The 23,631-nt window shown below is 62.2% G+C and carries 19 protein-coding genes; 9 read left to right on the plus strand and 10 right to left on the minus strand.

The window, feature by feature from the left end; all coding sequences use genetic code 11:
- Positions 1 to 2 precede the first annotated feature (2 nt).
- Positions 3 to 734: a hypothetical protein gene (locus tag F6X39_RS24035; RefSeq protein WP_187618400.1), complete on the minus strand. Its 732-nt coding sequence runs from the start codon at positions 732 to 734 to the stop codon at positions 3 to 5.
- Positions 731 to 2,257, minus strand: coding sequence for a hypothetical protein (locus F6X39_RS24040; RefSeq protein ID WP_262414792.1), 1,527 nt, complete (start codon positions 2,255 to 2,257; stop codon positions 731 to 733). The genes F6X39_RS24035 and F6X39_RS24040 overlap by 4 nt, the downstream gene beginning before the upstream one ends.
- Positions 2,258 to 2,465: 208 nt before the next feature.
- Between F6X39_RS24040 and F6X39_RS24045 the strand changes: the two genes are divergently transcribed.
- A complete protein-coding gene (locus F6X39_RS24045) occupies positions 2,466 to 2,801 on the plus strand; it encodes a helix-turn-helix domain-containing protein (protein ID WP_187618401.1) in 336 nt (111 codons plus the stop codon).
- Entirely contained in the window at positions 2,794 to 4,041 is a 1,248-nt protein-coding gene (locus F6X39_RS24050; protein WP_187618402.1) for a type II toxin-antitoxin system HipA family toxin, read from the plus strand. The genes F6X39_RS24045 and F6X39_RS24050 overlap by 8 nt, the downstream gene beginning before the upstream one ends.
- Before the next feature lie 770 nt (positions 4,042 to 4,811).
- On the opposite strand, the gene F6X39_RS24055 is transcribed toward F6X39_RS24050, so the two are convergent.
- Together F6X39_RS24055 and F6X39_RS24060 are read right to left on the minus strand one after the other, a co-directional pair.
- Positions 4,812 to 5,294: a GNAT family N-acetyltransferase gene (locus tag F6X39_RS24055; RefSeq protein ID WP_187618403.1), complete on the minus strand. Its 483-nt coding sequence runs from the start codon at positions 5,292 to 5,294 to the stop codon at positions 4,812 to 4,814.
- Positions 5,291 to 5,563: a DUF1778 domain-containing protein gene (locus F6X39_RS24060; protein WP_187618404.1), complete on the minus strand. Its 273-nt coding sequence runs from the start codon at positions 5,561 to 5,563 to the stop codon at positions 5,291 to 5,293. Before F6X39_RS24060 ends, F6X39_RS24055 begins: the two co-directional genes overlap by 4 nt.
- Before the next feature lie 418 nt (positions 5,564 to 5,981).
- Between F6X39_RS24060 and F6X39_RS24065 the strand changes: the two genes are divergently transcribed.
- A complete protein-coding gene (locus F6X39_RS24065; RefSeq protein WP_262414793.1) occupies positions 5,982 to 8,453 on the plus strand; it encodes a DEAD/DEAH box helicase in 2,472 nt (823 codons plus the stop codon).
- Positions 8,454 to 8,544: 91 nt separating this feature from the next.
- Here F6X39_RS24065 and F6X39_RS24070 read toward each other — a convergent pair whose 3' ends face one another.
- From F6X39_RS24070 to F6X39_RS24095, 6 genes are all read right to left on the minus strand, one after another.
- Positions 8,545 to 9,729, minus strand: coding sequence for a Wadjet anti-phage system protein JetD domain-containing protein (locus tag F6X39_RS24070; protein ID WP_090800543.1), 1,185 nt, complete (start codon positions 9,727 to 9,729; stop codon positions 8,545 to 8,547).
- The gene (locus F6X39_RS24075; protein WP_187618405.1) at positions 9,726 to 13,097 is read right to left on the minus strand and encodes an ATP-binding protein; all 3,372 of its coding nucleotides are present in this window, start codon (positions 13,095 to 13,097) and stop codon (positions 9,726 to 9,728) included. Before F6X39_RS24075 ends, F6X39_RS24070 begins: the two co-directional genes overlap by 4 nt.
- Positions 13,090 to 13,746, minus strand: a complete 657-nt coding sequence (locus F6X39_RS24080) for a DUF4194 domain-containing protein (RefSeq protein ID WP_090800540.1) — start codon at positions 13,744 to 13,746, stop codon at positions 13,090 to 13,092. Before F6X39_RS24080 ends, F6X39_RS24075 begins: the two co-directional genes overlap by 8 nt.
- A gap of 2 nt (positions 13,747 to 13,748) precedes the next feature.
- Positions 13,749 to 15,209: a DUF3375 domain-containing protein gene (locus F6X39_RS24085; RefSeq protein WP_187618406.1), complete on the minus strand. Its 1,461-nt coding sequence runs from the start codon at positions 15,207 to 15,209 to the stop codon at positions 13,749 to 13,751.
- 583 nt (positions 15,210 to 15,792) lie between these two features.
- The gene (locus tag F6X39_RS24090; RefSeq protein ID WP_187618407.1) at positions 15,793 to 16,773 is read right to left on the minus strand and encodes an amidohydrolase family protein; all 981 of its coding nucleotides are present in this window, start codon (positions 16,771 to 16,773) and stop codon (positions 15,793 to 15,795) included.
- A 51-nt stretch (positions 16,774 to 16,824) separates the two neighbouring features.
- Positions 16,825 to 18,108 (minus strand): MFS transporter, encoded by a 1,284-nt coding sequence (locus tag F6X39_RS24095; RefSeq protein ID WP_187618408.1) that lies wholly within the window; start codon positions 18,106 to 18,108, stop codon positions 16,825 to 16,827.
- 125 nt (positions 18,109 to 18,233) lie between these two features.
- On the opposite strand from F6X39_RS24095, the gene F6X39_RS24100 reads away from it, so the two are divergent.
- The 6 genes from F6X39_RS24100 to F6X39_RS24125 all read left to right on the plus strand — a co-directional run bounded on the left by F6X39_RS24100 (position 18,234) and on the right by F6X39_RS24125 (position 23,476).
- On the plus strand, positions 18,234 to 19,136 hold the full coding sequence (locus F6X39_RS24100) for a LysR family transcriptional regulator (protein WP_184066088.1): 903 nt from the start codon (positions 18,234 to 18,236) through the stop codon (positions 19,134 to 19,136).
- A 120-nt stretch (positions 19,137 to 19,256) separates the two neighbouring features.
- Positions 19,257 to 19,856 (plus strand): 2'-5' RNA ligase family protein, encoded by a 600-nt coding sequence (locus F6X39_RS24105; protein ID WP_187618409.1) that lies wholly within the window; start codon positions 19,257 to 19,259, stop codon positions 19,854 to 19,856.
- 507 nt (positions 19,857 to 20,363) lie between these two features.
- Positions 20,364 to 20,765: a DnaJ family domain-containing protein gene (locus F6X39_RS24110; RefSeq protein WP_187618410.1), complete on the plus strand. Its 402-nt coding sequence runs from the start codon at positions 20,364 to 20,366 to the stop codon at positions 20,763 to 20,765.
- Positions 20,762 to 21,490 carry a tRNA adenosine(34) deaminase TadA gene (gene tadA / locus F6X39_RS24115; protein ID WP_187618411.1) on the plus strand — a complete coding sequence of 243 codons (729 nt, stop codon included), beginning with the start codon at positions 20,762 to 20,764 and terminating at the stop codon, positions 21,488 to 21,490. Before F6X39_RS24110 ends, tadA begins: the two co-directional genes overlap by 4 nt.
- 26 nt (positions 21,491 to 21,516) lie before the next feature.
- Positions 21,517 to 22,443: a muramoyltetrapeptide carboxypeptidase gene (gene ldcA, locus F6X39_RS24120; protein WP_187618412.1), complete on the plus strand. Its 927-nt coding sequence runs from the start codon at positions 21,517 to 21,519 to the stop codon at positions 22,441 to 22,443.
- A 319-nt stretch (positions 22,444 to 22,762) separates the two neighbouring features.
- Positions 22,763 to 23,476: a GntR family transcriptional regulator gene (locus F6X39_RS24125; protein WP_187618413.1), complete on the plus strand. Its 714-nt coding sequence runs from the start codon at positions 22,763 to 22,765 to the stop codon at positions 23,474 to 23,476.
- Positions 23,477 to 23,631: the final 155 nt, after the last annotated feature.

Here is a 23,631-nt window from a genome sequence, read left to right on the forward strand (position 1 = left end):
AGTCACGCTGCCTTGCGCTCGGTCGTAGCCAGTTGCGCCATCTCGTAGAGTCGCCGAAGCGCCAGTTCTCGCAGCTGCACACGCAGCCGAAAGGTGGGCGTGTAGGTCGCAGCCGCCTCGTCTTCCGCGTCGCGGTCAAGCCGAACAAGGCCGTTCTGCGCCATCTGGTTCAGCGCAATCTTGACGACGCCGACAACCGAGGCATGCGACGCTCGCTGACCTGACGGGATTGCTACTGGAAGTGCTGAAATCGTCTCCCAGCCGGGAGCAAGCTCAGATGGAATGTCCGGCGGAAGGTCAGATGTCTCCTTCAGGCGCCGCGCTAGCGCGTAGAGTGTATCGCGGCAGGTGGCCACAGACGCTGGGGGCGGGGAGTAGTTGTCGTCGTCCAATCCATCAGTCGTAGGGAAGAAGACTGCGGCGATGGCGATGTGGGCAAGTACAAGTGCGGCCTTCTGGTCTGGAGTCATGCCGCTGCGGATATCCGTGAGACGCACTGCGAAGCGGCTATCCTTGGAGGCCGGAACTACAATGAGCCCACGCTGCTCGCTCAAGTCGAGAATCTGCAGTTCCATGCCGGCCGCGACATCCTCGACGTATCGTCTGAATGTCGGGTCCGCCCTGCACAGGGCAAGTAGTTCGCGGTACTCCGAGTCATTGATGGGCGACATCGTTGTGTGCAGCGCCTTGTAGGTCAGTCGCGCGGCGTTGCGCACGGTAGGTTCTGCATTCATTCTGACTCTCCCTGGGGAACGAACTCGAGAGCGCTGCCCTGAGCGATGTCGAGGTGGAAGGTGTCTCCCGTGAGTTCGACGCTCACGTTCTTGAACTCGCTCTCAGACCGCGCGAACGAACGGAACAGGATGAGAACGAGGCACCGCCGCGTCGTCCGGTCTAGGCCCTCGTCCTCGGCGGTATCCAGCAACTGGTCGATACGCAGCCGTTGGCCGGCGGAGAACTTGCCTGCCAGCCAGTCGTTGGCGCGTTGTACAAGTTCCTTCGAAAACTGGTCGGGCAGGGGTTCAAGCTTCTCAATCGAGCCTGGGTCAGTCTCGACCTCTGCATCTTCCCCACGCTGCTCTAGTAGCAGGGCGAACACCGAGTTCAGGTCGTACACCCTCGGCCACACCGGTGGGTATAGCGCACTGGTGAAGATGTCCGCCTCTGCCGAGAGTACCTGGGTCGGAAGGTTGACGAGTTGCGGAAGGAGTTGCGGCTCAAGGTCCGGGAGACCGGTGGGCTTGCGTGCACGGAAGACCGCGCGCTGCGCTTCGATGAAACGCTCGGGCGCTACGTTGATATCAGTGACAAGCTGTAGTCGGATGAGGCTGGCGCTACGGATGGTTTCCTTCAGCTGTACGAGACTCTCGCGCGTCTTCGGTTCATCGGCGCCAAGCAGGGCCTCGCCAACGGCTTCCTCCATCCGAGCGTCCTCGGCTTGGCGCTGACGAACGTGCGTCCGCGCCTCGTCGAGCCGCCCGGCCATGTCGCGGCTCCAGTTGACGCTGCCTGGCGCGCGATAGGCCTGGTAGAGGCGATCACGAATGAGGTGGCGGTACTCGATGGATAGCTTGCGCGCACGGCGTGCGATTTCCAGAGCTGCATCGAAGCGCCCGCGCTGGACCAGAAGGTCCAGCATCTTTTCCAGCAGTTCCTGGGAGTCCTCCGGCGAGAGATCCAACATTCCGAGGTAGACCAGATAGCCTTCCGCCGTTGGGCGGTACCGATATACATCTTCGGCGTCGGGCTCGAACCGTACAAGGCGGAACTGAATGCTGTTGGTGCTCCCGCTTAGGGCATCAAAATACTCGAAGCTGAACTCGCGATGGTTGTTGGCCTTGTTGTCCAGTGCATCAAGGATGACCTCCGCCACGCGCCGAGCCTGAGGCGCCGAGAGTGTCGGTTTCATCCGTATTGCGACGTCGGCAAGATGCGTCAGGATTTCTGTCGAGGTACTACCACTGGAAACCGTGGTGGCTTCCATCATCTGATCGAGTGCTGACAATGCAAGGTAATGCGTGTCGATACTCTGGAAGAGGCTGCGGTCTGAACTGCTTTCGTCCCCGAGCATCATCTTATAGCGCTCAAGCTGGAATACCGGGCGAAGTAGCAGAAGGTTGCGCTGTTGCCGGGACAGGTCGAGCAGGCCAAAGCCGCCTAACGTTGTCAGCGTGGCGGCAAGGGCGGTGGTTGTCGCTTGGCCATCCATCAGGACCCTATCCGTATTTTCAATGAAATAAATTTGAAAGGTCATCATACTACCGCAATTGTTACCAGATTTTGCCGAGCTTTGCGACGAGTATGACGGTACCGATTACCGTATCTTTCACGAATTATCTTGAAATATCGGCTCTTCGCGGTTTATGAAATGGCTTGGCCCTTGATCGTCCTCCGTAGTTCATCGTAGGCGATTGGTGTTATCTTCGTGATACATTATTGGATGTAACGACTTACGAAGGTTGCAAATGCCGACTCCTCACGCTCCTTCTGCCGGCGTCCGGCGGGCGCTGCGCAAATTGGGCGCCGATATTCACGACGCGCGTCGTCGTCGCCGGTTGACCATGGCGGTGATTGCCGAACGGGCTTTTACGTCCAGAGCGACTTTGCAGCGCGTCGAAGCGGGTGATCCGGGCGTGAGCATCGGCATCTATGCGGCCGTGTTGCAGGCACTTGGTCTACTGGGCGGGCTGTCGGAGATCGCCGATGTGGCCCGGGATACGGTAGGGCAGTCGCTGGCAACTGCGGCATTGCCTCAGCGCGTCCGGTTGCCCCGAGGCGGAGGAAGGGGTGACCATGACTGATGTCGAGGTATATATCGATCTCGACGGCACGTCGCGACCGGTAGGGCTACTCAGGCGCCATACATCGCGCCGGGAAGAAACGGTCACGTTCGAATACGACGAGACCTGGCTGGCCGACGACGAGCGCTTCTCGATTGAGCCGGCACTGGCGTTGACGCGCGGTGTCTTCCCACCGCCGCCTGATCAACCCATCTTTGGTTCGATTGGCGATTCGGCGCCCGATACGTGGGGGCGCCGCCTCATGCAGCGCGCGGAGCGTCGACAGGCCGAGCGGGAAGGCCGGCGTGTCCGGACGCTTGGTGAACTTGATTATCTGCTGGGCGTAGCAGATGAAACACGCCTGGGTGCGCTGCGATTCCGCTGGAGCGGAGAAGATGAATTCCAGGCGCCCGTGCCCGCCGGTGTCCCCGCGCTGATCGAATTGGGACGGCTGCTTCAAATCACCGAGCGCATCCTGCGGGACGAAGAAACCGATGAGGATCTGCAACTGATCTTCGCGCCCGGATCATCACTCGGCGGCGCACGTCCCAAGGCATCGATCATCGACCAGTACGGCCATTTGTCGATTGCCAAGTTTCCGAAGGAGACCGACGACTACAGCATCGAGACCTGGGAGGAAGTCGCCCTGCGATTGGCTGAACGTGCTGGTATCTCCACCCCGCATCACGAACTGCTCGAGATAGCGGGCAAGCCTGTGCTGCTGTCGCGTCGCTTCGATCGCGCGGGGAGCAATCGCGCTCCCTTCCTCTCGGCCATGTCGATGACGGGATCGCGGGACGGCCAACGCGGCAGTTATCCCGAACTGGTTGACGCACTGGCACAACATGGTGCGAAGGCGCGGGCCGATGCCACGCAGTTGTATCGCCGCGTGGCCTTTAATGTACTGGTCTCCAATGTCGATGACCATCTGCGCAACCACGGTTTCCTGTGGGTGGGGCACGATGGCTGGGTACTGTCACCGGCATATGACCTCAATCCCACGCCAACCGATGTCAAGGCACGCATCCTGACGACCAATATCGATCTCGACGAGGGAACCTGTTCGGTTGGCCTGCTGGAAAACGCCGCGGAGTTCTTTGGTTTGTCGCTGAAACAGGCTCGGTCGACAATTCGGGAGGTGGCCAACGTGACCCGGACATGGCAAGCGGTTGCTCAGGAAGTTGGTTCCAGGCGCGCAGAGATCGCCCGCATGGCGAGTGCCTTCGAGCACGATGACCTTTGCGCCGCATTACGGTTGTGACGGTATCGAGGGCCGCATTCGAACGAGCCTGACGGTATCAGCGACGGTATCGTGTTCACAAATCGCCTTGGGGCGGCCAGTGTTCGCGATTTTTCAAATGAAGCTGGCGCTGATCCTCCGGTGTGGTTCGACAACAGCCATCAACTGCTGGGCAGGATTTTCGGTACCGCTGACGGTATCGACGTCGCGTGATCGGGCGGAAACGCCGTCCCGACAAGGCTCCAACCCCAGATTGACAATCGAGTGGGAGTGAGGGTAAAAATATCTCAATTAAATCAATGGATTACGAGGCGACGGTATCAAAGGCGGTACCAGTGTCGGTAAACCGGACGGTATGGTTCCGTTCGAAATTCGGGTTTCAATTGTTACCGTCAATGCGATTCCGGGCATGACGGTAAAGTTCTCCCCGAAAAGCTAGACTCCGCGTGGGTTTGCGGGCGTCTGTAGGTCTTGTGGTTGGTGACGGTAAAAAGTCGTCCCAACCACGAGAACGACACACGATGGTCACCGAATTCGCGCTTCGCAACCTCAAGCCCCGTACAACTCTGTACAAGATTGCCGGCCAGCCTTTCTGAGCGTCATTCGTCAGCTTCGGTACTACATGCCAGGGCTTCATGAAGCCGGGTTTCGGTCGTGCGCAAGCTCGTACACGGACAGCAATTTCCGCTGTCCACGGCACGTGTACCGACGTAAATTGTGGACAATTCTGTAGTGGCGGAAAGTTGGCCAGGTGAAGAAAAGCCGCACCCTGCGGCTTTTCTGCGCACTCGTCATGCCAGTCGGAGCATGAGTGTGAGGGGATGAATCGGAGAAGGTGTGAGCCCGTACGACTCATAGAAAGTCGCTGCGTGTGCGTCAATCGCATGCACAAGCATCGCACGTACGCCAAGATCTTTTGCGATCGAGCTAGCGCGATTGAGGGCGTCTTTCAAAAGGGCAGCGCCGAGTTGGATGCCTTCTGTATTTACGTCTCGCGCTAGCCGGCCAAGCACAACCACCGGAATTGGATCCAGCATATTTCGACGAACGTTGCCGGTTGCATCGACATGGGCAACGGCTCCAGCCGCGAGGGCATAGTAGCCGTAGACGCGACCGGTATCATCGGTCGTTACAAATACACGGCTTGCCCCACTGTTGTGGTTAATCAGGGCGCGCCGCTTCAGCCTGTCGTCAAGCTCCAGCCTTCCGCAGGAAAAGCTGGCAACGTCGTGCTCGGCCAGCGGCGGCTGCGGAGCAGAAAGCTTCCGATTCATTCGCTGTTTTCATTCCAAGGGGTTTTCACGTCCGTAAGACGTGCAAGACCCGCGTTTGCGACTTTCGGCGCGTCTAGCAATTCGGTGAACTGCTTAAATTTTTCCGAATCAAGCCCAAAGAAAGTGCGATCCAGGACGACGGCCTGAGCGCGCTCGCAAGCGGCCTCCAACATAAAGTCAGAGCGGTTTTTGCCAAGCAGGCTCGCTGCGTAATCGATCAGATCACGTTGCTCTGGCAAGGCGCGAAGATTAATAGGTGCGTCGCGCATGATGCACTCCATACTGTATATACGATAGATATACATATGGCAGGGCAATGTATATCTGATGTCAATACGCGCCGTGGCAGAATCCGTCAAGTTTCAGCCTGGCGACTGGATCGAGAAGTGCCTGGATCGAAGGGTAGAGCTACGTGCCGAAACTATTGCCCGAGATGGGGTAGTGCCGGTGCTGAGTGCCACCTTGTGTGTCGAATCTGCGGGCGATGGAGGACGAGGCCCGGGATATACTGTGTGTCCTCTTTTTTACCGAGCCGGTAGGCAATCAAGGACGCCTTACGGACTCGATCCGGGGGGCGGATTCAGCCGTTGGCGGATTGACTGGATCTGCCCGCGTGGGAGGCAATCCGAGACCCGCTGGACTTCGCATTGTTGGAGCGGGTCGGTCGCGCAAATATCACGTCAAGTCATGACTAGCAAACACTCTTCCACCAAGTCACGTCGATCCTCGAAGCTTTCCCGCATCCACGCCCCCGATCACATGTCGCCCGCCGACTGGCAGCGCGCCTTGCGTCGGCAATTCGGGCAAGAGCAAGCGTTCTCGCTGGAGAATCTCGGGACGGAGACGTATTTCTCCGAATTCCGCGTCGGCAATCCGGAGTCGAACTTCAGCTATCGCGTGTCGATTCGTGGGACCTGCCCGGGCGACAACTTTTGCGACTGTCCCGATTACGCCACCAACGAACTCGGCACCTGCAAGCACATTGAATTTACCTTGTCGCGACTGCTGCGCAAGCGAGGCGCAAAGGCGGCCTTCGCCCGTGGTTATCAGCCCGCATTCTCGGAGCTGTATTTGCGAAACGAGGGAGGGCGAGCGGTCCATTTTCGCGCCGGCGCGGATTGTCCGGCAAAGGTAGCCAAAGCGGCCGCCGCTTTGTTCGACGAGTCTCGGCGATGGCATCTGCCGGAGGACCGTTTTGAAGATCTCGGGCGCTTTCTCTCCAGGGTGGCGAAGGCCGGGCACGAATTGCGCGCCCATGACGACGCGCTCGATTTCATCGCCGGCCGAAACGATGCGGCGCGCCGTGCCAGGATGCTCGACGGGCAGTTTCCGCAAGGAGGGGCGACGCCCTCGCTGAAGAAGCTGCTCAAGGTGCCGCTCTATCCTTACCAGGCCGAAGGCGCATTGTTCGCCGTGCGTGCCGGGCGCGCCTTGATCGGCGACGAAATGGGCCTCGGCAAGACGGTGCAGGCCGTCGCGGCGGCGGAAATCCTGATCCGGCATTTTGGCGTGTCGAAAGTGCTGGTGATTTGCCCGACTTCGCTCAAGTATCAGTGGCAGAGCGAGATCACGCGGTTCTCCGGCCACGCTTCGAGGGTAGTCGCGGGCGGCCTTGCCCAGAGGCGGGGCGAATATGCGGCCCAGGATCTCTACAAGATCACCAACTATGAGAAGCTGAAATCGGACCTTGACATGATTTCCGCGTGGGCGCCGGAGCTGGTCATCGTCGACGAGGCGCAGCGCATCAAGAACTGGAACACCATTGCGGCGAAGGCTCTCAAGCGAATCGACAGCCCCTATGCCGTCGTGCTGACGGGAACGCCTCTCGAAAACAAGCTGGAGGAACTCGTTTCCATCGTTCAATTCGTCGACCAGCACCGTCTCGGGCCAACGTGGAAGCTGCTGCACGAACATCAGGTCAAGGACGAGGCGGGACGCGTGACGGGATACACGGGCCTCGAGAAGATCAGCCAGACCCTGGCACCGATCATGATACGGCGTCGCAAGTCCGAGGTGCTGCTGCAGTTGCCCGGGCGCACCGACCAGAATCTGCTGGTGCCCATGACCGAGCTGCAGATGGCGTATCACACGGAAAACGCGGACATCGTGGCCAAAATCGTCCGGCGCTGGCGTAACACCAGGTTTCTGTCGGATCAGGACCAGCGGCGCCTCACCTGTGCTTTGCAGAACATGCGCATGTCGTGCAACAGCACCTATCTGCTGGACCAGGAAACCGATCATGGCGTGAAGGCCGACGAGCTGGCGACGTTGTTCGAGTCGCTTTTCACGCAGCCGGACGAGAAAGTCGTGGTGTTCAGTCAATGGACGCGCACGCATGAGATAGTCATTCGCCGGCTCAAGAAGCTCGGCATCGGCTACGTCAGCTTCCATGGCGGCGTGCCGTCGGAAAATCGGCCCGCGCTGGTGCAGCGCTTTCGGGACGATTCGGACTGTCGGGTATTTCTGTCGACGGACGCAGGTAGCACGGGGCTCAACCTCCAGCACGCGTCGACGCTCGTGAACATGGATCTGCCGTGGAACCCGGCGGTGCTGGAACAGCGCATCGCGCGCATCTATCGGTTGGGCCAGAAAAAGCCGGTACAAGTCGTCAATTACATCGCGAAGGGAACGATCGAGGAGGGCATGCTGTCGGTGCTGGCTTTCAAGCGCTCGCTGGCGGAAGGCATCCTCGATGGCGGCGCCAGCGAAATTCTGCTCGGTGGTTCGCGCCTGACCCGCTTCATGAAGGATGTCGAAAACGTCGCGGGGCGCATGGGAGAGAGCGAGGTCATGGCCGCGGCGGAGGAAGCCGCGAGCGGCGCAGTCGTGTCCGGCGACGCGGCGCGTGACGCGAGCGCCGTGGAAACCGACCTCGCCGGTACCGGAGAGCGGCCTCAAGCTTCGACCATCGATACAGCGCAACGAGGCGCGTCCTTCGAACCGTGGTCAGGGTTGCTGCAGTTCGGCGCGGCGCTGGCGTCGGCGTTGAATGAGCCGGGCGATGGCGCGGTTGCCGCACACCCGTGGGTCGAGCGCGATGCCGTGACGGGCGCGCGAAGTCTCAGGTTGCCGCTGCCATCTCCCGAGACGGCAAGACGACTGGCTGAGGCGCTGTCGACGATCTCGGATGCTCTGCTGCGCAACGGCAGCGCAAACTAAAGTCGCTGAACGTGGGAGTTGGGGCAGGCATCTTCGAGGCGGCCTGCTTCGAGTCGTATTCGAGTTGTACCTCGCGGTGAGATGGGAAGTTCTAAGCGCAAGCCCGCTCTTCGAGCGCCGCCCTGACCCACCCGAATCCCACGCGCTCCTGCTCGAGCCGCAATCCATGGCGAATCCGGTTGTCGCGCAGGTCATCGAAGAGTTCCCGCTCTTTGGCAGTGAGCCGCGGCAGATCGCGCGTGACCTGATCGCCTTCTTCTCCCCAGAACGCTTCATGCGCCACCAGCGTCGCGCGGTCCATCAAGAACGATCCAACATGCGGGAACCGGCTGCGCAATTGATCGAGAATGGCGAAGCCGTGCGTGTCGATGTCGCCCCAGTAGTGGAGCGCACAGTCCGTGAGCCATCGCGCCGGCTCGAGAGCTTCCCAACCGTAGCCCGCCCCGAAGAGCACGATCGACTGCGGAACGTCGGGAAACGCCAAAAAATTTATCTCGTTCTCCGTAATGAACACGTGGCGGCATGGCAGTGTGAGGCGCGCGAAGCTGTCAGCGTCGAGTGCGATGTCGGGCCGGCCCATGCCGGGCAGAACGGCGAGCCTGTCATCGAGCGCGCGAAATCGAATCCGAGGCGGCTTCTCGCGGAACCCGTAGCGAGCAGCGAATTGGGCGGCGGCTGTCCGGCTGCTGTCGATTGACTCCGACGGCAGCACGAGATCGAGCCATTGGGCGAGGACGCCGCGCCGCGCCTCGATGAATTTCGTGTCGACGTTGGCGATTTCGGCTTGGCGAAGATATACGCCCGGCTGCGGATGTGCTTGCAGCCAATCGACGACTGCCAGCAGTCGTTCCCAATCGCCTGCGAATTCGAGTGCTTGCAACGGGCGCTGCGCAAGCCACGTGGTGAGCTTCGGCTGGCGGGAGCGTGTGATTTCGAGCAGCCGCTCGAACTGCGCTGCGTCGCGGCGCTTGCCGGCGACCGCGAGCGCATCGTCCAGACTGTCCACCCAAGCTGCTTGTGGCAAACGCTGCAGGCCGAGAATTCGATGATTGATTTCTCGCCATTCGATGCGTACGCGCGGTGTCGCGGCAATCTCCGCGATCCATGCGCGTACCGCGTCGAAGCGTTCGGCCAATTCGGACGAGCTCGGGCCTTTTATCGTCAGACGTAGCGGGAACAGCCCCTCGGTGCCGTCTACGAGGCTCCGCAGCCATTCGCCACGCTCCCATAGGCGCTGGAGGCGAACGCGCAGTTCGGCGGTCGTCGTCCAATTCATTGCTCGAACTCCGCCTTGCGCGCGCGGTACTCCTCGATCGACAGGTTGCGCAGCTTCGAGGCGCGTCCGCCCTCGTTCTGAACGAATCCGACGCTCGAAACGAACGGCTCGATGATGTGAATCTTCTGCAGCGGCGTGACGATCAGCAGTTGCAGGTTCAGTTTTTGAAACAATGTGAGACCGTATTGCGCCGATTCGTCGGAGCCTCGTCCAAACGCCTCGTCGATGACGACGAAGCGGAACGAACGAGAACGCACGGCGCCCCATTCGAGGCCGAACTGATAGGCGAGACTCGCGGCAAGGATCGTATAGGCGAGCTTTTCCTTCTGGCCGCCCGATTTACCGCCCGAGTCCGAATAGTGCTCGTATTCGCTGTCGTCCTCACGCCAACGCTCGCTGGCGGCGAACAGAAACCAGTTGCGCACGTCGGTCACTTTGGCGCGCCAGCGCCGGTCCTGCTCGGTCAACCCTTCGCGGCCGCGGAAGCGGTCAATGATCCGTTTGACTTGCAGGAACTTGGTCTCCGAGTATTGGCTATCGTCCGAGCCGGTGAGTTCGCCCTCGGTGCAAGCGCGCAGGTCGCTCTGGAATTCGCGGATCTCCGCGTCGGGGCTGGACTGACTCTCGAGGACGATGTATCGGCCCGCGTTGTAGTCGATTTGTCGCAACGATTCGTTGATGCGTTCGATACGTTCCTTGATCGTTTGCCGTTCGCGGGCGAGCTGGGCGTGGAAGTTGGCGATCTCGTTGATCGTATTGACGTTGAGCAGCTCTTTGAAACGCGCTTCGAAGCGCGGCAGATCGTCCGCTTGCAGCCGCGCGAGCATGTCACGGTACTCTGAGGTCGCGTCGAGGCTCGCATCGAAGTCGGCCGTTTCGAGCTTGTAGGCATCCTTGAAGGCCGCCATGGCCTTGACGATTTTTTCGGCAAGGCGGCCGAGCGACTTCGTTTCGTTGTCGATACGGGTTGTCAACGCCTCTCGCACGTCCCGCTCGCGGTTGTCGCATGACTCGACGGAAAGCTGGTGTTCGCCGAGAATCTCCGCTCGCAGCGCCTCGATTCGCTCGGCAAGTTCGGCATTCACTTCCGCAACGAGCGCGTGCGTCTCGTCGCGCAACGTTTGCGCTGCCTCCCGCCTGGCCAGGATACCGCCCAGTTCCGAGTCGGTTTCCGAGATCGCCGCTTCACTCTCTGTCAACGACGCTTGCGCCGAGTCCAATTGGGCCGTTAGCTCCGCGAGGGCGTCGCTTGCCGCTTCGAGGCGGGCTTTTTCGTCTGCCAGACGTGCGATCGCGGTCGCGCAGCTTCCCCAGTCGATGTCGCGGAAGTCGACGAACTCGCCGATGCGCGCAAGCGCTTCGAGCTGCTCGCGCACCTTCGCGTGCTCGCTTTGAGCTTCTCCAAGCTTCTGTCCGATCTCGCCAAGCCGAACCTCGAGCGCTCGCCGTTGTGCTTCGAGGGCGGCAATTTTGGCCGTGTTGCTCCAACCCAGCACGTAGCGGCTGCGATCGTCAAGCGCGCGGCGGTCGTCTTTTTCGTGGCGCTCGCCAAGCGCTTTCGCCTGGCCCGCACGCGTGATCGCGCGCATCTCGCGCCGAAACTGCTCCTGCGTATCGCAGCATGCATAGTCGAACCGGCGGCCGATTTCGCGCTCGAGCCAGCCATAGAACGGCGAATCGGGCTTGATCGCGAGCTTGTGCGCGAGCGAGTGGCGGTGTAGCTCGATGGTCTCGGCTGCACGCGCGGCGCGTTCAGAGCGCACGCGAAAGTAGACGAGCCGCCCCCGGAGATGAGTGCGATCGACCCACGCCGCGACGTTCGCATAGTGCTCGTCGGGCACGAGCAGCGACAGGCCGAAGTTGCGCAGGACGCGCTCGGCGGCGCCCTCCCAATCGCGCGCATCCTCTTGCACCTGAATGAGTTCGCCGGCGAACGGCAGGGCGTCTTCCTCCAGACCGAGCGCCGAGCATAGGCTCGCCCGCATCGCGACTTGTTCCTTCGGGATGTTGTTACGTCGAGCTTTCAGGCTCGCGATTTCGTCCTCTAGCAGATCACGCTGCGCTTTCCCTTCGCGAAAGGCCACGCTCCATTCGGTAATCGCATTTTGCTCTTGCGCTTCGTCGTCGACGAGCGAGCTGCGCCGCTCGGCCAGACGTTGGCGTTGGGAAGCGAATGCGGCCTCATCCGTGGCCTCGGTTTCGCCGAGCAGCGTAACGATGGCGGCATAGCGTTGCGCGCGTTCGCGGCGACGCGCGCTTTCTCGCTCGTGCTGGCGGATTTCGACCTCGAGCTGCGCGATGCGATCGCCGCCTTGTTCGGCCACGGCGCGGCGCAAATCGTCCACGCGCTGGCGCGCCTGGTCGCGCGCTTCTTCGTGCCGCGCCTTGCGTGACATTGCACGCGCGTGATCCTCGTCGAGCAATTGGAGGCGGCGCTCGATGAGGCCGAGCTTGAGCCCGGCGAAGTAGGGTTTCAGTGCTTCACGGCACGCTCGCCAGCCGTCGAGAACGTGTCCTTGCTCGCTGTGGCGATCGCAGTCGTCGACGAGCGGTGTCAGTAGTTCCACCTGGCGCTTGGCTTTCAGTACCGCCTCGTGCGCGCGATTCAGATCGTCGAAGTGAGTGATCAGTGCATCGACGCGCGGTGCAACGTCGAACGGCTCAAGCATGTGGCTGCGTACGAAGTCGGTGAGATTGCCCACCGATTTCATCGATACCGTTTGATGGAAGAGCTCGAGCGCTTGCTCGTTTTCGATTCCGAAGCGCCGCCGGAACCAGGCGCTGTATTTCGGAAAGGTGTCCTCGATTTCGGCACCCAGCCCGCGCAGCTTTTTGCGCAGCTGTGCGATGTCGGTGCCGAAGCGCGAGAAGTCAGCGGCGATCGAGAGATCGCGTTCGGCACAGACGAAGAATCGCGCGGGTTGAGCCTGTGCGTCTTTCATCCAGAACACCTGCGCGAGTGTGACTGTGGCATCGTACCCGGCGTTACGAAACACGCCCAAAACCACCGAATAGCTGTTATGGTCGCGCAGGCTCACGGGCTTGGCCGTCCCCGTGACCTCGTTGCGCTCCGACTTGTAGTAGCCAAGCACATACGAGCGTAACGTACGTTCCTTGCTGTCCGCGCCTGCCGCCTTGTTGTAGGCGATGCGCTGCGCGGGCACGAGGAGGGTGGTGATGGCGTCGACGAGCGTCGACTTGCCGGAGCCGATGTCTCCTGTCAGCAGGCCGTTGCGGCCATCGACCCGCAGCACCCAGACTCGTTGGTCGAAGGTTCCCCAATTGAAAACCTCGAGCCGCTCGAGGCGAAAGCCCGTCAGGGCGTCGTCGACGGCAAAATCGAGGCCGAGCGTACGCGGCTCATTCATCGCGACTCTCCTGTTGGTCAGAAACCGTCGAATCTTGAAGGTGGTGCGCCCGATAGCTCGCGAGCCGCGCGTCGAAATCGAGCAGCCATTGCGCATCGACGAACGCCTTGAGAATGCGCCGCACCTCGAATGTGGGCGGTCCGCTCGTGGTCTTCATCCGGCGTAGGAAGCCGAGCTCGACGATCTTGTTCACGTGTGTATCGATTTGATCGACCAGGCGCGCCTCGTTGGTGCTCGCGGGAAGGAATACGCGTACGAGCTCGACGATGTCCTCGCGCGCAAGGACGAGCCGCGTGTCGCCGCCGCCAGCATCCCATTCCGCCAGCTTCTTTCGCAGCAGCGCGAGCAGCAGGCTCACGGGGAACGAGAGTGGACGCCGGGCAACGAGCCGGGGTAGCTTAGCCTGTTCCCCATCGACTTCAGCGTCATGCGCGGCGCGGCTTTTTACGAAGGCGTAGCCTTCCGCCTCGTCCACGACGAGCTCGAGGCCAAGCACGGCGACGTAGTCGCGCGCGTGCGTTTGCAATTCGAGCAGTGCGGCCCAGAGGCGCTCGTTTCCATCACGATAAACCACGCCCTTGAGCAGCGCGATGGCAACTGTCGACAAATCACCTCGACCAGGCGACGAGGCTTGCTGTTCTTCCGTCATCTCTACCTTGTGAAAATCACACGCGGCATCGTCGTGCGCTTAATGATTGGTGTTCCGTTGGCGTCGTTCGCCTGCCACTCGATCGTATCGGAAATGGTCTCATCGACAGTCGCGCGAAATGATCCAGCTTCGGCGCTCAGTTGCAAATAGGCGACGAGCTCGGCGAGCCCATGCTCGAGAGGCTGCGAAGCGGTCAGTTCGGCAAGCGTCACTTGCGGCCGATCTTGCAGGCATCGGCGGATATGGCCCGCGAGGCGCGCGCGATCGACGACGATCTGCGTGTAGAGTGCCGAGGCATCGAGGTTCGCCTCACCGGTTTCGATTGAGACGTTGGCAATGAGAGGGCGCAGCGCCGGCGCGTAAAGCGGGCGTTCCATCGGCAGCTCGATGTCAGTGGATGCGGTCTCGATCTCCATGACGGAGCCTGGTGGGGGCGCTTCGCGCAGCGCAAGCGCTTTCGTTTCGATACCGCGCAGAATGTCCATGATGCGGCGGTTTTCGAGCCACGCTTGATCGTCGAGGAAGCGTCGAAGCTGCTGCGAGAGCTGAGCTACCGTGCGCTGCGTATGCTCGCCGGCTTCCAGCCAGTCATAGTGGACGCGCCGCGTGCGCGCGTCGGGCCTCATTTCCATGACCGCCGGCAGCGCCAGCACGCGCTCGAGCCGTTTCGAGAGTTCCTCTTGACGGCGGCTCGACATCAGGAAGTCCCAAAACGCCCTGAAGCTGCTGCCCTGGTCCGAATCGGCGATCGCGTCGCGCTCGCCCATGATTTCCTCGATGAGCGCACCCTTCGATCCTTCCCAGAGCGCGATTCGCTCGCGCACATGTCGGTCCAGCAGCCGAAAGTTTTGTTCGACTTCACGGAAATCCGTGAGCAGGTCGCGCGCCATCTGCATGAATTGCTGAAAGCGGTCCTTGAGCGCGGCATCGTCGAGCAGCCGAACGTCACCGGCCTCCACGCGGGCGATTTCTTCGTCGATCTGGCCGCGCCGCGTGTGGAGCTCGGCAAGACGCTTTTCGGGGTCCGCCTCGCTGCCTTCGCCCATTTGCCGCAGCAGCTCGAAAAGTGTCAAGAGCCTCGATTCCGTGCCGACAAAGCTGCGTTCCGTCAGCGTGCCGAGCCATGCGATCGCTTTCTCCGTGGCGGGTGTCAGGTCGAACTGCGGTTCATCGGATCCTTGGCGATAGTACTTGCGCAACCATCCCTTTTCAGGGCTGGCCCAGTCGTTCAGATACTCGAGCGCCGGCTTCGGGAAGGCGTCATCGCCGAGTTGTTCGCGCAACGCGTAAAGCTCATCTTCGAGTGCTTCGGCAAGAAGCGGAGCCGCCACCACGCGCACGTTTGGCGCGACGAACACGCGGTGCAGGAAGCTGACAGTGAGCGGCGCGTGGTCGGAGCGTAACAGGCGCCAAGCTGGATGGCGCGTGCGCAGCGCATCGAGGGTAGGGTAGTCGAGGGGCATCGGTGCGAGATGACGGGTTCGGCACCCCTGAGGAGATCGCCGAACTTTGGCTCAAAAGGCCAGTATCCTACTCCGACTGTCATCCCAATTTTGCAAGGCTCCGCTCTGGAATGAGTCTCACGGTGTTTCTGGCGGTGTACGTGGGCGCCCGCGCAGGGGTTCGCTCACGGTATCGACGACGGTATCGAATCGGCTTCAGATGCTCGGTCTTGCTGGCTTTTTAAACGGAGCGGGTGCCTATTGTCCAATGCCGTGCAATGGAAGCCATTAACTGCCGAGCCAGAATTTCGGTATGACTGACGGTATCGACCCCGCGTGACCAGGCGGAAACGCCGTTCCCACAAGGCTCCAGCCGGCTGATTGCCGATCGAGTGGGCGTGATTGGACGTCCCGCACGTACCGGCACGATCGGAGGACCTGATGCGCCGGAATACGCTGGCAATTCTGTTCCCGCAACGACACCTCGCCCTTGCACCGCGCGCGACGACTACCGCGGCGCTCGCGCGATCAGATCGTCGAGCAGCGCCGCGTAGGTGGCGACCAGCTGACGGTTCCTGGCAGGTAGCTGCCGCCGCGACTCGCGTCAGAACCCGAAGACCCGCAGCGCGTTGTTGCCGCGGATCGCGTCGCATTGCTCCTTCGGCAGACGCGCGGTGTTGGCGAACGCGCCGCGAATGTCGTACACCTGATGCGGCCAGTCGGTCCCGAACATCACGCGATCCGCGCCGACCACCGAGACGAGAAATTCGAACGACGCCGGGCTATACGTGATGCAGTCGTAGTAGATATGGCGCAGATAATCGATCGGCTTGCGCTTCATCTTGCGACGTTGCGGGATCTCGACCTCGTTGCCTTTCTCGAAGCGGCCCGCCAGATAAGGCAACGCGCCGCCCGCATGTGACGCGATGAGCTTCAGATCCGGATACTGATCGAAGAAGCCTTCGAAGATCATCCGTGTGATGGCGAGCGTCGTGTCGAACATGAAACCGACCGCCCAGCTCAGATCGAACTTCGTCATGTCCATCAGATCGACGCCGGGCGGATCGGTCGGATGCACGAGCACCGGCAACGCGCGACGGTCGATCTCGGCCCAGATCGGCGCGAACATCGGATCGGTGAGGCTGCGTCCCGCGATGTTCGCGAGCACCATCACGCCGCTCGCGCCGTTCTCGCAGGTGCGGCGCAGTTCTTCGAGCGCCGCTTCCGGATATTCCCACGGCAGCGACGTGAACCAGCGGATGCGGCCGGGATATTTGGCCTGTGCTTCGGCGATCGTGTCGTTCGATTCGCGCGCGGCGAGGCAACTGGTTGCCTGATCGCCCCAGTACACGTTCGGGCAGGTCAGCGACACGACCGAAATATCAATGCCCGATTCATCCATCTGGCGGATCCGCATGTCGAAATCGAAGTGGCCTTGTTGCGGAATCACGACCGGCGTGTTGCCGCGAAACACTTCCTGCTGACCGTCGGGGCGCGTCTGAATGTTGTACGCACCGCCGCGCTGCCGCAGCAGTTCGAGCCATTTGTGCGTGAAGATGTGCGTATGAACGTCAATGACAGGCATGCGGGATCTCCCGGAGAAAGTGCGGGTAAGAGGAAAACGGGGATGAGCGGGCTACTGGGTGGCGAACTCGTTCACCGGCGCGGCGCGGCGTTTCAGCATGAACGCGCCGATCAGGCCGAGCGCGAAGAACAGCGCACAGAAATGCGCCGGCATCATGTTGTTGCCAGTCACGTGCAGCAGCCACGTCAGCACCATCGGCGAGAAGCCGCCGAAAACGGCCGCGCCGATGTTGTACGAGATCGCGAGGCCGGTCGAGCGGACTTCGGTCGGGAACAGGCCGGCGAGCGCGGTCGGAATCGGCGCGTTCGACGCGCTGATCAGCAGCGCGAAGCCGAGTTCGACGGACATGATCGACGCGAACGACGGCGCGTTGACGATCCAGTAGTAAGCGGGGTACAGCACGACGAGAAACAGCGCGAGCGCGACGCGAATCATCCGTTCGCCGCCGATGCGATCCGCGAGATGACCGAATAGAGGAATCGTCACCACGCGCAGCAGCACGCTCGCGAGCAGCACGGAAAACGGCAGCGTCACCGGCATATGAAGGTTCTGCACCGCGTAAATCGGCAGATACGTGATGATCACGTAGGCCATCACGTTGAGCGCGGCCGACAGCGCGGTCGCGACGAACAACTCGCGCGGATAGTGCATCACGACGCGCGAGAACGGCACCTTCACACGCGCGCCGAGCTTCTGGAACGCCTCGGTTTCGGGCAGGTTGCGGCGGATATAGAAGCCGACCGGGCCGATCAGCAGACCAAGCAGGAACGGAATGCGCCATGCCCACGACTCGAGCGCCTCATGCGTGAACAGATGCGTGAGCGCGCTGCCCATCGCGACCGCGAGCAACGCGCCCAGGGCCTGCGCGAACATCTGCCAGCTGCCATACAGATTGCGGCGCGCTGTCGGTGCATATTCGATCAACATCGCGGTCGCGGTGCCGAATTCGCCGCCGGCCGAAATGCCCTGCAACAGACGCGCGCACAGCACGATCGCCGGCGCGATCAGGCCGATCTGCTGGAAGCCGGGGGTGAGCGCGATCATCGCGGCGGCCACCGTCATCATCGCGATGACGAGCGTGAGCCCTGCCTTGCGGCCTTTGCGGTCCGCGTACATGCCCAGCAGAATCCCGCCGAGCGGCCGCACGACGAAGCCCGCGCCGAACGTCGCCGTGGTGAGCATCAGCGCGGCGTACTCGCTGTGGCTGGGGAAGAACTGCTTCGCGATGATGATCGACAGAAACCCGAACACGACGAAGTCGTACCACTCGAGCACATTGCCGAGCGTCGACGCCATTGCGCCGATCAAGCGTTTGCGCGAATCGATTGCTGTCACGACTGTCTCCTGTCGTTTTTTGAACGGCTGCGCGCTGCGTAGGAGAGCAATGTAGGGTACCGTCCGAATGAAAACAATCGAACAAAATCAATGGTCCCATAAAGTAACTTTATGATTGCGCTTCCATGACCCCAACCATCAAACAGTTGCGCGCATTCGCGCTCGTCTGCCGTTTCGGCGTGCTGACGCGCGCGGCCGACGAGATGTTCATCACCCAGCCCGCGGTCAGCGTATTGATCCGGCAAATGGAGGAGGCGCTCGGCCTGCGGCTGTTCGACCGCACGTCGCGCTCGTTGCGGCCGACCGCGGCCGCGCATGAAATCCTGCCGACCGTCGAGCGGATGCTGCGTGATCTCGAGTCGATCCAGTCGAGCGTGAAGGAGCTGGCCGGGCGCGAGCGCGGTCGGCTGCGCTTCGCGGCGACGCCGTCGATCGCGGCGGCGATCGTGCCGAAACTGCTCGCCGAATATCGCGCGCTGTACCCGAATATCGAGGTCTCGGTCGACGACGCCGCGCCCGATCGCCTGACCGCGTCGACGCTGACGGGCGACGTCGAGTTCGGCATCGGCACGATCAGCGAGCGCCCCGAGGGCATCACGCTGCAATGCCTCGCGCGCGACAACTTGTGCGCGATCTGCCGCAAGGATTCGGCACTCGCGAAAAAGCGGCGTGTGAGCTGGAAGGATGCGCTGCAGTATCCGTGGCTCGGCATCAAGTCGACGAGCGGCATCCGCAAGTTGATCGACGAAACGTTGTTCACGCTCGGCATGCGCAAGGCGGTCGAGTACGAAGTGTCCTATATGACGACCGGGCTTTCGATGGTGCAGGCCGGTCTCGGCATCGCGATTTTTCCGGGCATTCTGCTCGGGTCGTTTCCACATCGCGATCTGGTCGCGCGCAGGCTCGAAGCGCCGCTCGTCACACGCGACGTGAATCTGATCCGACGCGCCGAGCATTCGCTGTCGCCGGCGGCCGAGTCGTTTATCGAGCTTTGGTACAAACGCATCGGCAAGCCGGCCGATCTGTAGCGCGTCGCAGTGGCACACGGCCTGTCATACTGTATGAATATACAGTATCATGACTGCAATGGGCCGCTTGTGCGGCGGTGTGCGGATCGACGGAAAGAATCAGCGAAGGAACGAGGCGCGATGCCTGAACAACTGTGGTTGCCCGGGCTCGAGGCGCCGTCCCCGCCCACCGACGGGCTCTTTTTCGCGGTCTATCCCGATGCCAATACCGCGGCCGGTATCGCGAAGTTCGCGCAGCAGCTTTGTGTGGAGGCACGCGTGCGCAGCGGCGTGCGCGGCAAACCGCTCGCGGCGAACCGCTTGCACGTCACGCTCAGGCATCTCGGCAATTTCGCGGGCGGCTTGCCGGCGAATGTGGTCGAGGCGGCGAAACGGGCGGCCGCGGCGGTCAGCATGGCGCCATTTACGGTCGAATTCGACGCGGTCGCCAGCTTCGCGAAAAGGCCGCGGCTCGGGCCGGCGGTGCTGGTGGGCGAGCACGGTGTGCACGGACTGCAAGCGCTTCACGATGCGCTCGAAGCGGGCTTGCGCGACGACGGCATCGAGCCCGACGCACGTTTTACGCCGCACGTGACGCTGGCGTACGGGATGCAGTGGATCGAGCGCCATACGGCCGAGGCGGCGTGCTGGAATGTGCGCGAGTTTGCGCTGATGCACAGCCTGCTGGGACGGACCAGACATATCGTCCTCGCACGTTGGCCGTTGGTGGGGCCGAGCTGAGGGAGGGGCGTAGGCCACCTCGGTAACGAATTCGCGGCTGTTTCGCGAGGCGCCGGCTAGAACCGCACGCTCGTCCCGCAGCCCCCGGCATAGGCGCCGCCGCTCGCCGCGGCGCCACCGCAAAAAACGCCGCAGCCGGAAAGCAGTGCGGCCGCGGTAATCGCCGCCAGCGCGCTACGCACGCCGATCCGCCGAGACGCTTGCTGGCCCCCTCGCACTGGCTGCGCGGCGCAGATCGGATGCGGTTCCGCGACGGGAAGAGCACTGGGACGGCCGATCGGTTTGAATGGCATGGCGGCGTCAAATTCGACGAGAGGGAACCTCTGCGTGCCGCGCGGGTTAAGCGCCGCGCGCGTTGTGCGACTTGATGACTTACTCTAAGTCCACGCTGAAGCACCGTCAAATGCCGGGTTGCCGGCAAATCGGCGCCTTTATGCCGTCAAGTGAGCACGGAGCGCCCGTGCGCTCCCTGATAGAATGCTCGGGCCGCAACGTTGTGGATTGCAGATGAAATTGCTTGATGCGCTTGTCGAACAGCGTATTGCCGCCGCCGCCGCGCGCGGAGAGTTCGACGACTTGCCGGGAGCGGGCGCGCCGCTGGCCCTCGACGACGATGCGTTGGTGCCGGAAGAGGTGCGCGTCGCCAACCGGATTCTGAAAAATGCGGGCTTCGTGCCGCCCGCCGTCGAGCAGCTTCGCGCGTTGCGCGATCTGCAAACGGAGCTGAATGCCGTGAGCGATCAGCCGACCCGTTGCCGTCTCCAGGCGCGCATGCTCGCGCTCGATATGGCGCTCGAATCGCTGCGCGGCGGCCCGATGGTCCTGCCGCGCGAATATTGCCGCCGCATCGCGGAGCGTCTCTCTGAGCGCGTGGGCAATGTCGATGTAACCGCCGCGGGTTCGCAGTGAACGAGCCGCTCCCGTGTGCCGCCTCGATCGGCTCTTCTGCGCAAGCCGAGGCCGGTGAGAAATCCGTTGGCGCTTGCATCGGCGCGGTCTTCGCACCGGCGGCTGATCACCCGATGGCCGCTGCCGCCATCCCTCCCGGAAATTCCGACGCTCCCATCATCTCCGAACGCGACCTGCGCTTCATGGCGCTTGCTCAGGCCGCCGCCGAAGAAGCGCGCGCAGCCGGCGAAGTACCGGTCGGCGCGGTGCTCGTGCGCGGCGACGAAGTCATCGCCACGGGCTTCAATCATCCGATCGGCGCGCATGACCCGTCCGCGCACGCCGAAATGGTCGCGCTGCGCGCAGCCGCGCAGTCGCTCCAAAACTATCGTCTGCCGGGTTGCGAACTCTATGTGACGCTCGAGCCTTGCCTGATGTGCGCCGGCGCGATCATGCACGCGCGCATCGCCCGTGTCGTGTTCGGCGCGCGCGATCCAAAAACGGGCGCGTGCGGCAGCGTGGTCGATGCGTTCGCGAATCCTCAGCTGAACCATCACACGACGGTCAGCGGCGGTGTCCTCGAAGCCGAATGCGGTGCCGCGCTCAGGTCGTTTTTTGCCGAGCGGCGTCGGACGAGTCGCGCAGCCCGCGCGGCGGCGCGCGGCGAAACGGCTGAAGCGGCCGAAGCGGCCGTTGACACCGCCACACCCTCCAGCAGCGAACCGCCCCCAACCACGCCGCTCTAAAACGACAACGCCCAACGGGTCTCGCCATGACCGCATCTCGCACCATCGAACTGATTGCGCCATCCGGCTATCCGCATGATACGGAGGTGCTGCATCGCGCGCTGCATCGGCTGCGTGCGCAGGGGCATCGAGTCGACGGCGAGGAGGCCGCGAAGCGCCGCTACCAGCGCTTCGCCGGCACCGACGGCGAGCGCGCGGCCGATCTGAACCGGCTCGCCGATCCATCGCGTGAGCTGCCCGATGTCGTGTTGGCCGTGCGCGGCGGCTACGGCGCGGTGCGGATTCTGCACGGTCTCGACTATGAGGGGCTGCAGCGGCGGCTCGCCGATCAGCCGATAGCGCTGGTCGGTCACAGCGACTTCACCGCGATCCAACTGGCGCTGCTCGCGCGCGCCGGCTTGAAGACCTTCGGCGGCCCGATGCTGATGAGTGATTTCGGCGCCGAGCAGCTCAGCGAATTCACGATGCGGCATTTCTGGTCGGCGTTGACGCAGCCGACCATCACGGTCGCGAGCGACACGCCGCAAGCGCAGAGCGTCGACGTAACGGGCACGCTGTGGGGCGGCAATCTGGCGGTGGTGGCGTCGCTTGTCGGCACGCCGTACATGCCGCCGGTGCAGGGCGGCATCCTGTTCGTCGAGGACGTCAACGAGCAGCCGTTCCGCATCGAGCGGATGATCTATCAACTGCATCTGGCCGGCATCCTCGCGCAGCAGAAGGCGCTCGTGCTCGGTGATTTCTCGGGCGGCAAGCCGTACGACTACGACAACGGCTACGACCTGCACGCGATGGTCGAGCAAGTGCGCTCGCTGATCGGCATTCCTGTCGTGACGGGGCTGCAGTTCGGGCACGTTCATAACATGGTGACGCTGCCGGTCGGCGCGGCCGCGCATCTGGTCGCCAATGCGCATGGCTTCAGGCTGACGGCGTCGGGCTATCCGAGCATTGGCTGAAGCCGTCGTGGGCGGGGCGGCGGCGGGCGGATCGCCCGCTTTTTATTGCGTCAGTAACGCAACTAACTGTCAGTATTTCCACACTCACCACCTCCCACACCCATCGCCAATGTTTGCAGTTTTTGTTGACAAAAACTGGCTGCCAGTACTCGTCTTAGCGTCGTCAAAACCGGGTAAGATTCCCGCCAGACAGCCGCGCAGCTTGGCTCAAAGCCTTCCGCTGACGCAACGCAGCACAAAAACTGTCGAAAATCGACGCAAAAATTGTTGACAATATTTGTGTCCGTCCTATGATGACCAACATACCGAGACGCCAATCATGTTCGACACCGAATCCGTCGCGAACAGTTCGAAGCCCGAAGCAATCGCCGAGCGCATCCGCGCGGCGATCCTCGAGCACCGGCTGGCACCCGGCGCGAAGCTCACCGAAGCTCAGCTATGCGAAGTATTCGGTGTGAAGCGCGGCCCCATCCGCCAGGCGCTGTCGCAGCTGGCGAGTGAGCGCCTCGTCGATCTCGAGCCGAATCGTGGCGCGTTCGTTGCGAGTCCGTCGTTGCAGGAGGTGCACGAGGTGTTCGAAATGCGCCGCATCATCGAGCTGGCCGTCGTCGAAAAGATCTGTACCGGACACGGCATGCGGCGTCTGAAGCACATCAGCGGCATGATCGGCCGGGAACGCAAGGCATTCGAAACGCGGGATTTTCCGGCATGGATCCGCTTGTCGGGCGAGTTTCATACGGAGCTCGCGAACCTGACCGGCAACTCAGTGTTGTGCGATTGCCTGAACGGGCTGGTCGCGCGTTCCACGCTGATTTCCGCGCTGTACGAATCGCTCGGACGCAGCCCGTGCTCGTTCGAGGACCACGAAGCGATTCTCGCCGCGCTCGACGCCGGCGATGTGAAGCAGGCGGCCGCGCTGATGTCGCGCCATCTGCAAAGCGTCGAGTTGAAGATGCTGGATCGCCCCGCGCGCGGGGCAGCGGATCTGCATGAAGTATTCGGCGCGCTTGCGTCGAAAGAAGCATCCACCTAGACAGCCGAAGCCGACTCCACCCCAGGCTGAGGCAAGCAGCAGGCGAGCGCCCGTTCGTGGTGCGCGCCGCACTGAATTGAACTGAACCGATAGATGCACGGCCAGGCGGCCTCGCGTGAGCGCCGCCGGCCTGAACACGCACGTCCGTCGCGAGA

This window comes from Paraburkholderia sp. UCT2 (assembly GCF_014397665.1).
In the GTDB taxonomy this organism is placed as follows: domain Bacteria; phylum Pseudomonadota; class Gammaproteobacteria; order Burkholderiales; family Burkholderiaceae; genus Paraburkholderia; species Paraburkholderia tuberum.

Excerpts from the sequence above, each read along its gene's own strand:
- F6X39_RS24065 (WP_262414793.1), top strand. The coding sequence starts at position 5,982 with ATGACTAGCAAACACTCTTCCACCAAGTCACGTCGATCCTCGAAGCTT.
- F6X39_RS24085 (WP_187618406.1), bottom strand. The coding sequence starts at position 15,209 with ATGCCCCTCGACTACCCTACCCTCGATGCGCTGCGCACGCGCCATCCA.
- F6X39_RS24080 (WP_090800540.1), bottom strand. The coding sequence starts at position 13,746 with ATGACGGAAGAACAGCAAGCCTCGTCGCCTGGTCGAGGTGATTTGTCG.
- F6X39_RS24050 (WP_187618402.1), top strand. The coding sequence starts at position 2,794 with ATGACTGATGTCGAGGTATATATCGATCTCGACGGCACGTCGCGACCG.
- F6X39_RS24090 (WP_187618407.1), bottom strand. The coding sequence starts at position 16,773 with ATGCCTGTCATTGACGTTCATACGCACATCTTCACGCACAAATGGCTC.
- F6X39_RS24040 (WP_262414792.1), bottom strand. The coding sequence starts at position 2,257 with ATGATGACCTTTCAAATTTATTTCATTGAAAATACGGATAGGGTCCTG.
- F6X39_RS24060 (WP_187618404.1), bottom strand. The coding sequence starts at position 5,563 with ATGCGCGACGCACCTATTAATCTTCGCGCCTTGCCAGAGCAACGTGAT.
- F6X39_RS24125 (WP_187618413.1), top strand. The coding sequence starts at position 22,763 with ATGTTCGACACCGAATCCGTCGCGAACAGTTCGAAGCCCGAAGCAATC.
- F6X39_RS24045 (WP_187618401.1), top strand. The coding sequence starts at position 2,466 with ATGCCGACTCCTCACGCTCCTTCTGCCGGCGTCCGGCGGGCGCTGCGC.
- F6X39_RS24075 (WP_187618405.1), bottom strand. The coding sequence starts at position 13,097 with ATGAATGAGCCGCGTACGCTCGGCCTCGATTTTGCCGTCGACGACGCC.
- F6X39_RS24100 (WP_184066088.1), top strand. The coding sequence starts at position 18,234 with ATGACCCCAACCATCAAACAGTTGCGCGCATTCGCGCTCGTCTGCCGT.
- ldcA (WP_187618412.1), top strand. The coding sequence starts at position 21,517 with ATGACCGCATCTCGCACCATCGAACTGATTGCGCCATCCGGCTATCCG.
- F6X39_RS24105 (WP_187618409.1), top strand. The coding sequence starts at position 19,257 with ATGCCTGAACAACTGTGGTTGCCCGGGCTCGAGGCGCCGTCCCCGCCC.
- F6X39_RS24055 (WP_187618403.1), bottom strand. The coding sequence starts at position 5,294 with ATGAATCGGAAGCTTTCTGCTCCGCAGCCGCCGCTGGCCGAGCACGAC.
- F6X39_RS24070 (WP_090800543.1), bottom strand. The coding sequence starts at position 9,729 with ATGAATTGGACGACGACCGCCGAACTGCGCGTTCGCCTCCAGCGCCTA.
- F6X39_RS24035 (WP_187618400.1), bottom strand. The coding sequence starts at position 734 with ATGAATGCAGAACCTACCGTGCGCAACGCCGCGCGACTGACCTACAAG.
- F6X39_RS24110 (WP_187618410.1), top strand. The coding sequence starts at position 20,364 with ATGAAATTGCTTGATGCGCTTGTCGAACAGCGTATTGCCGCCGCCGCC.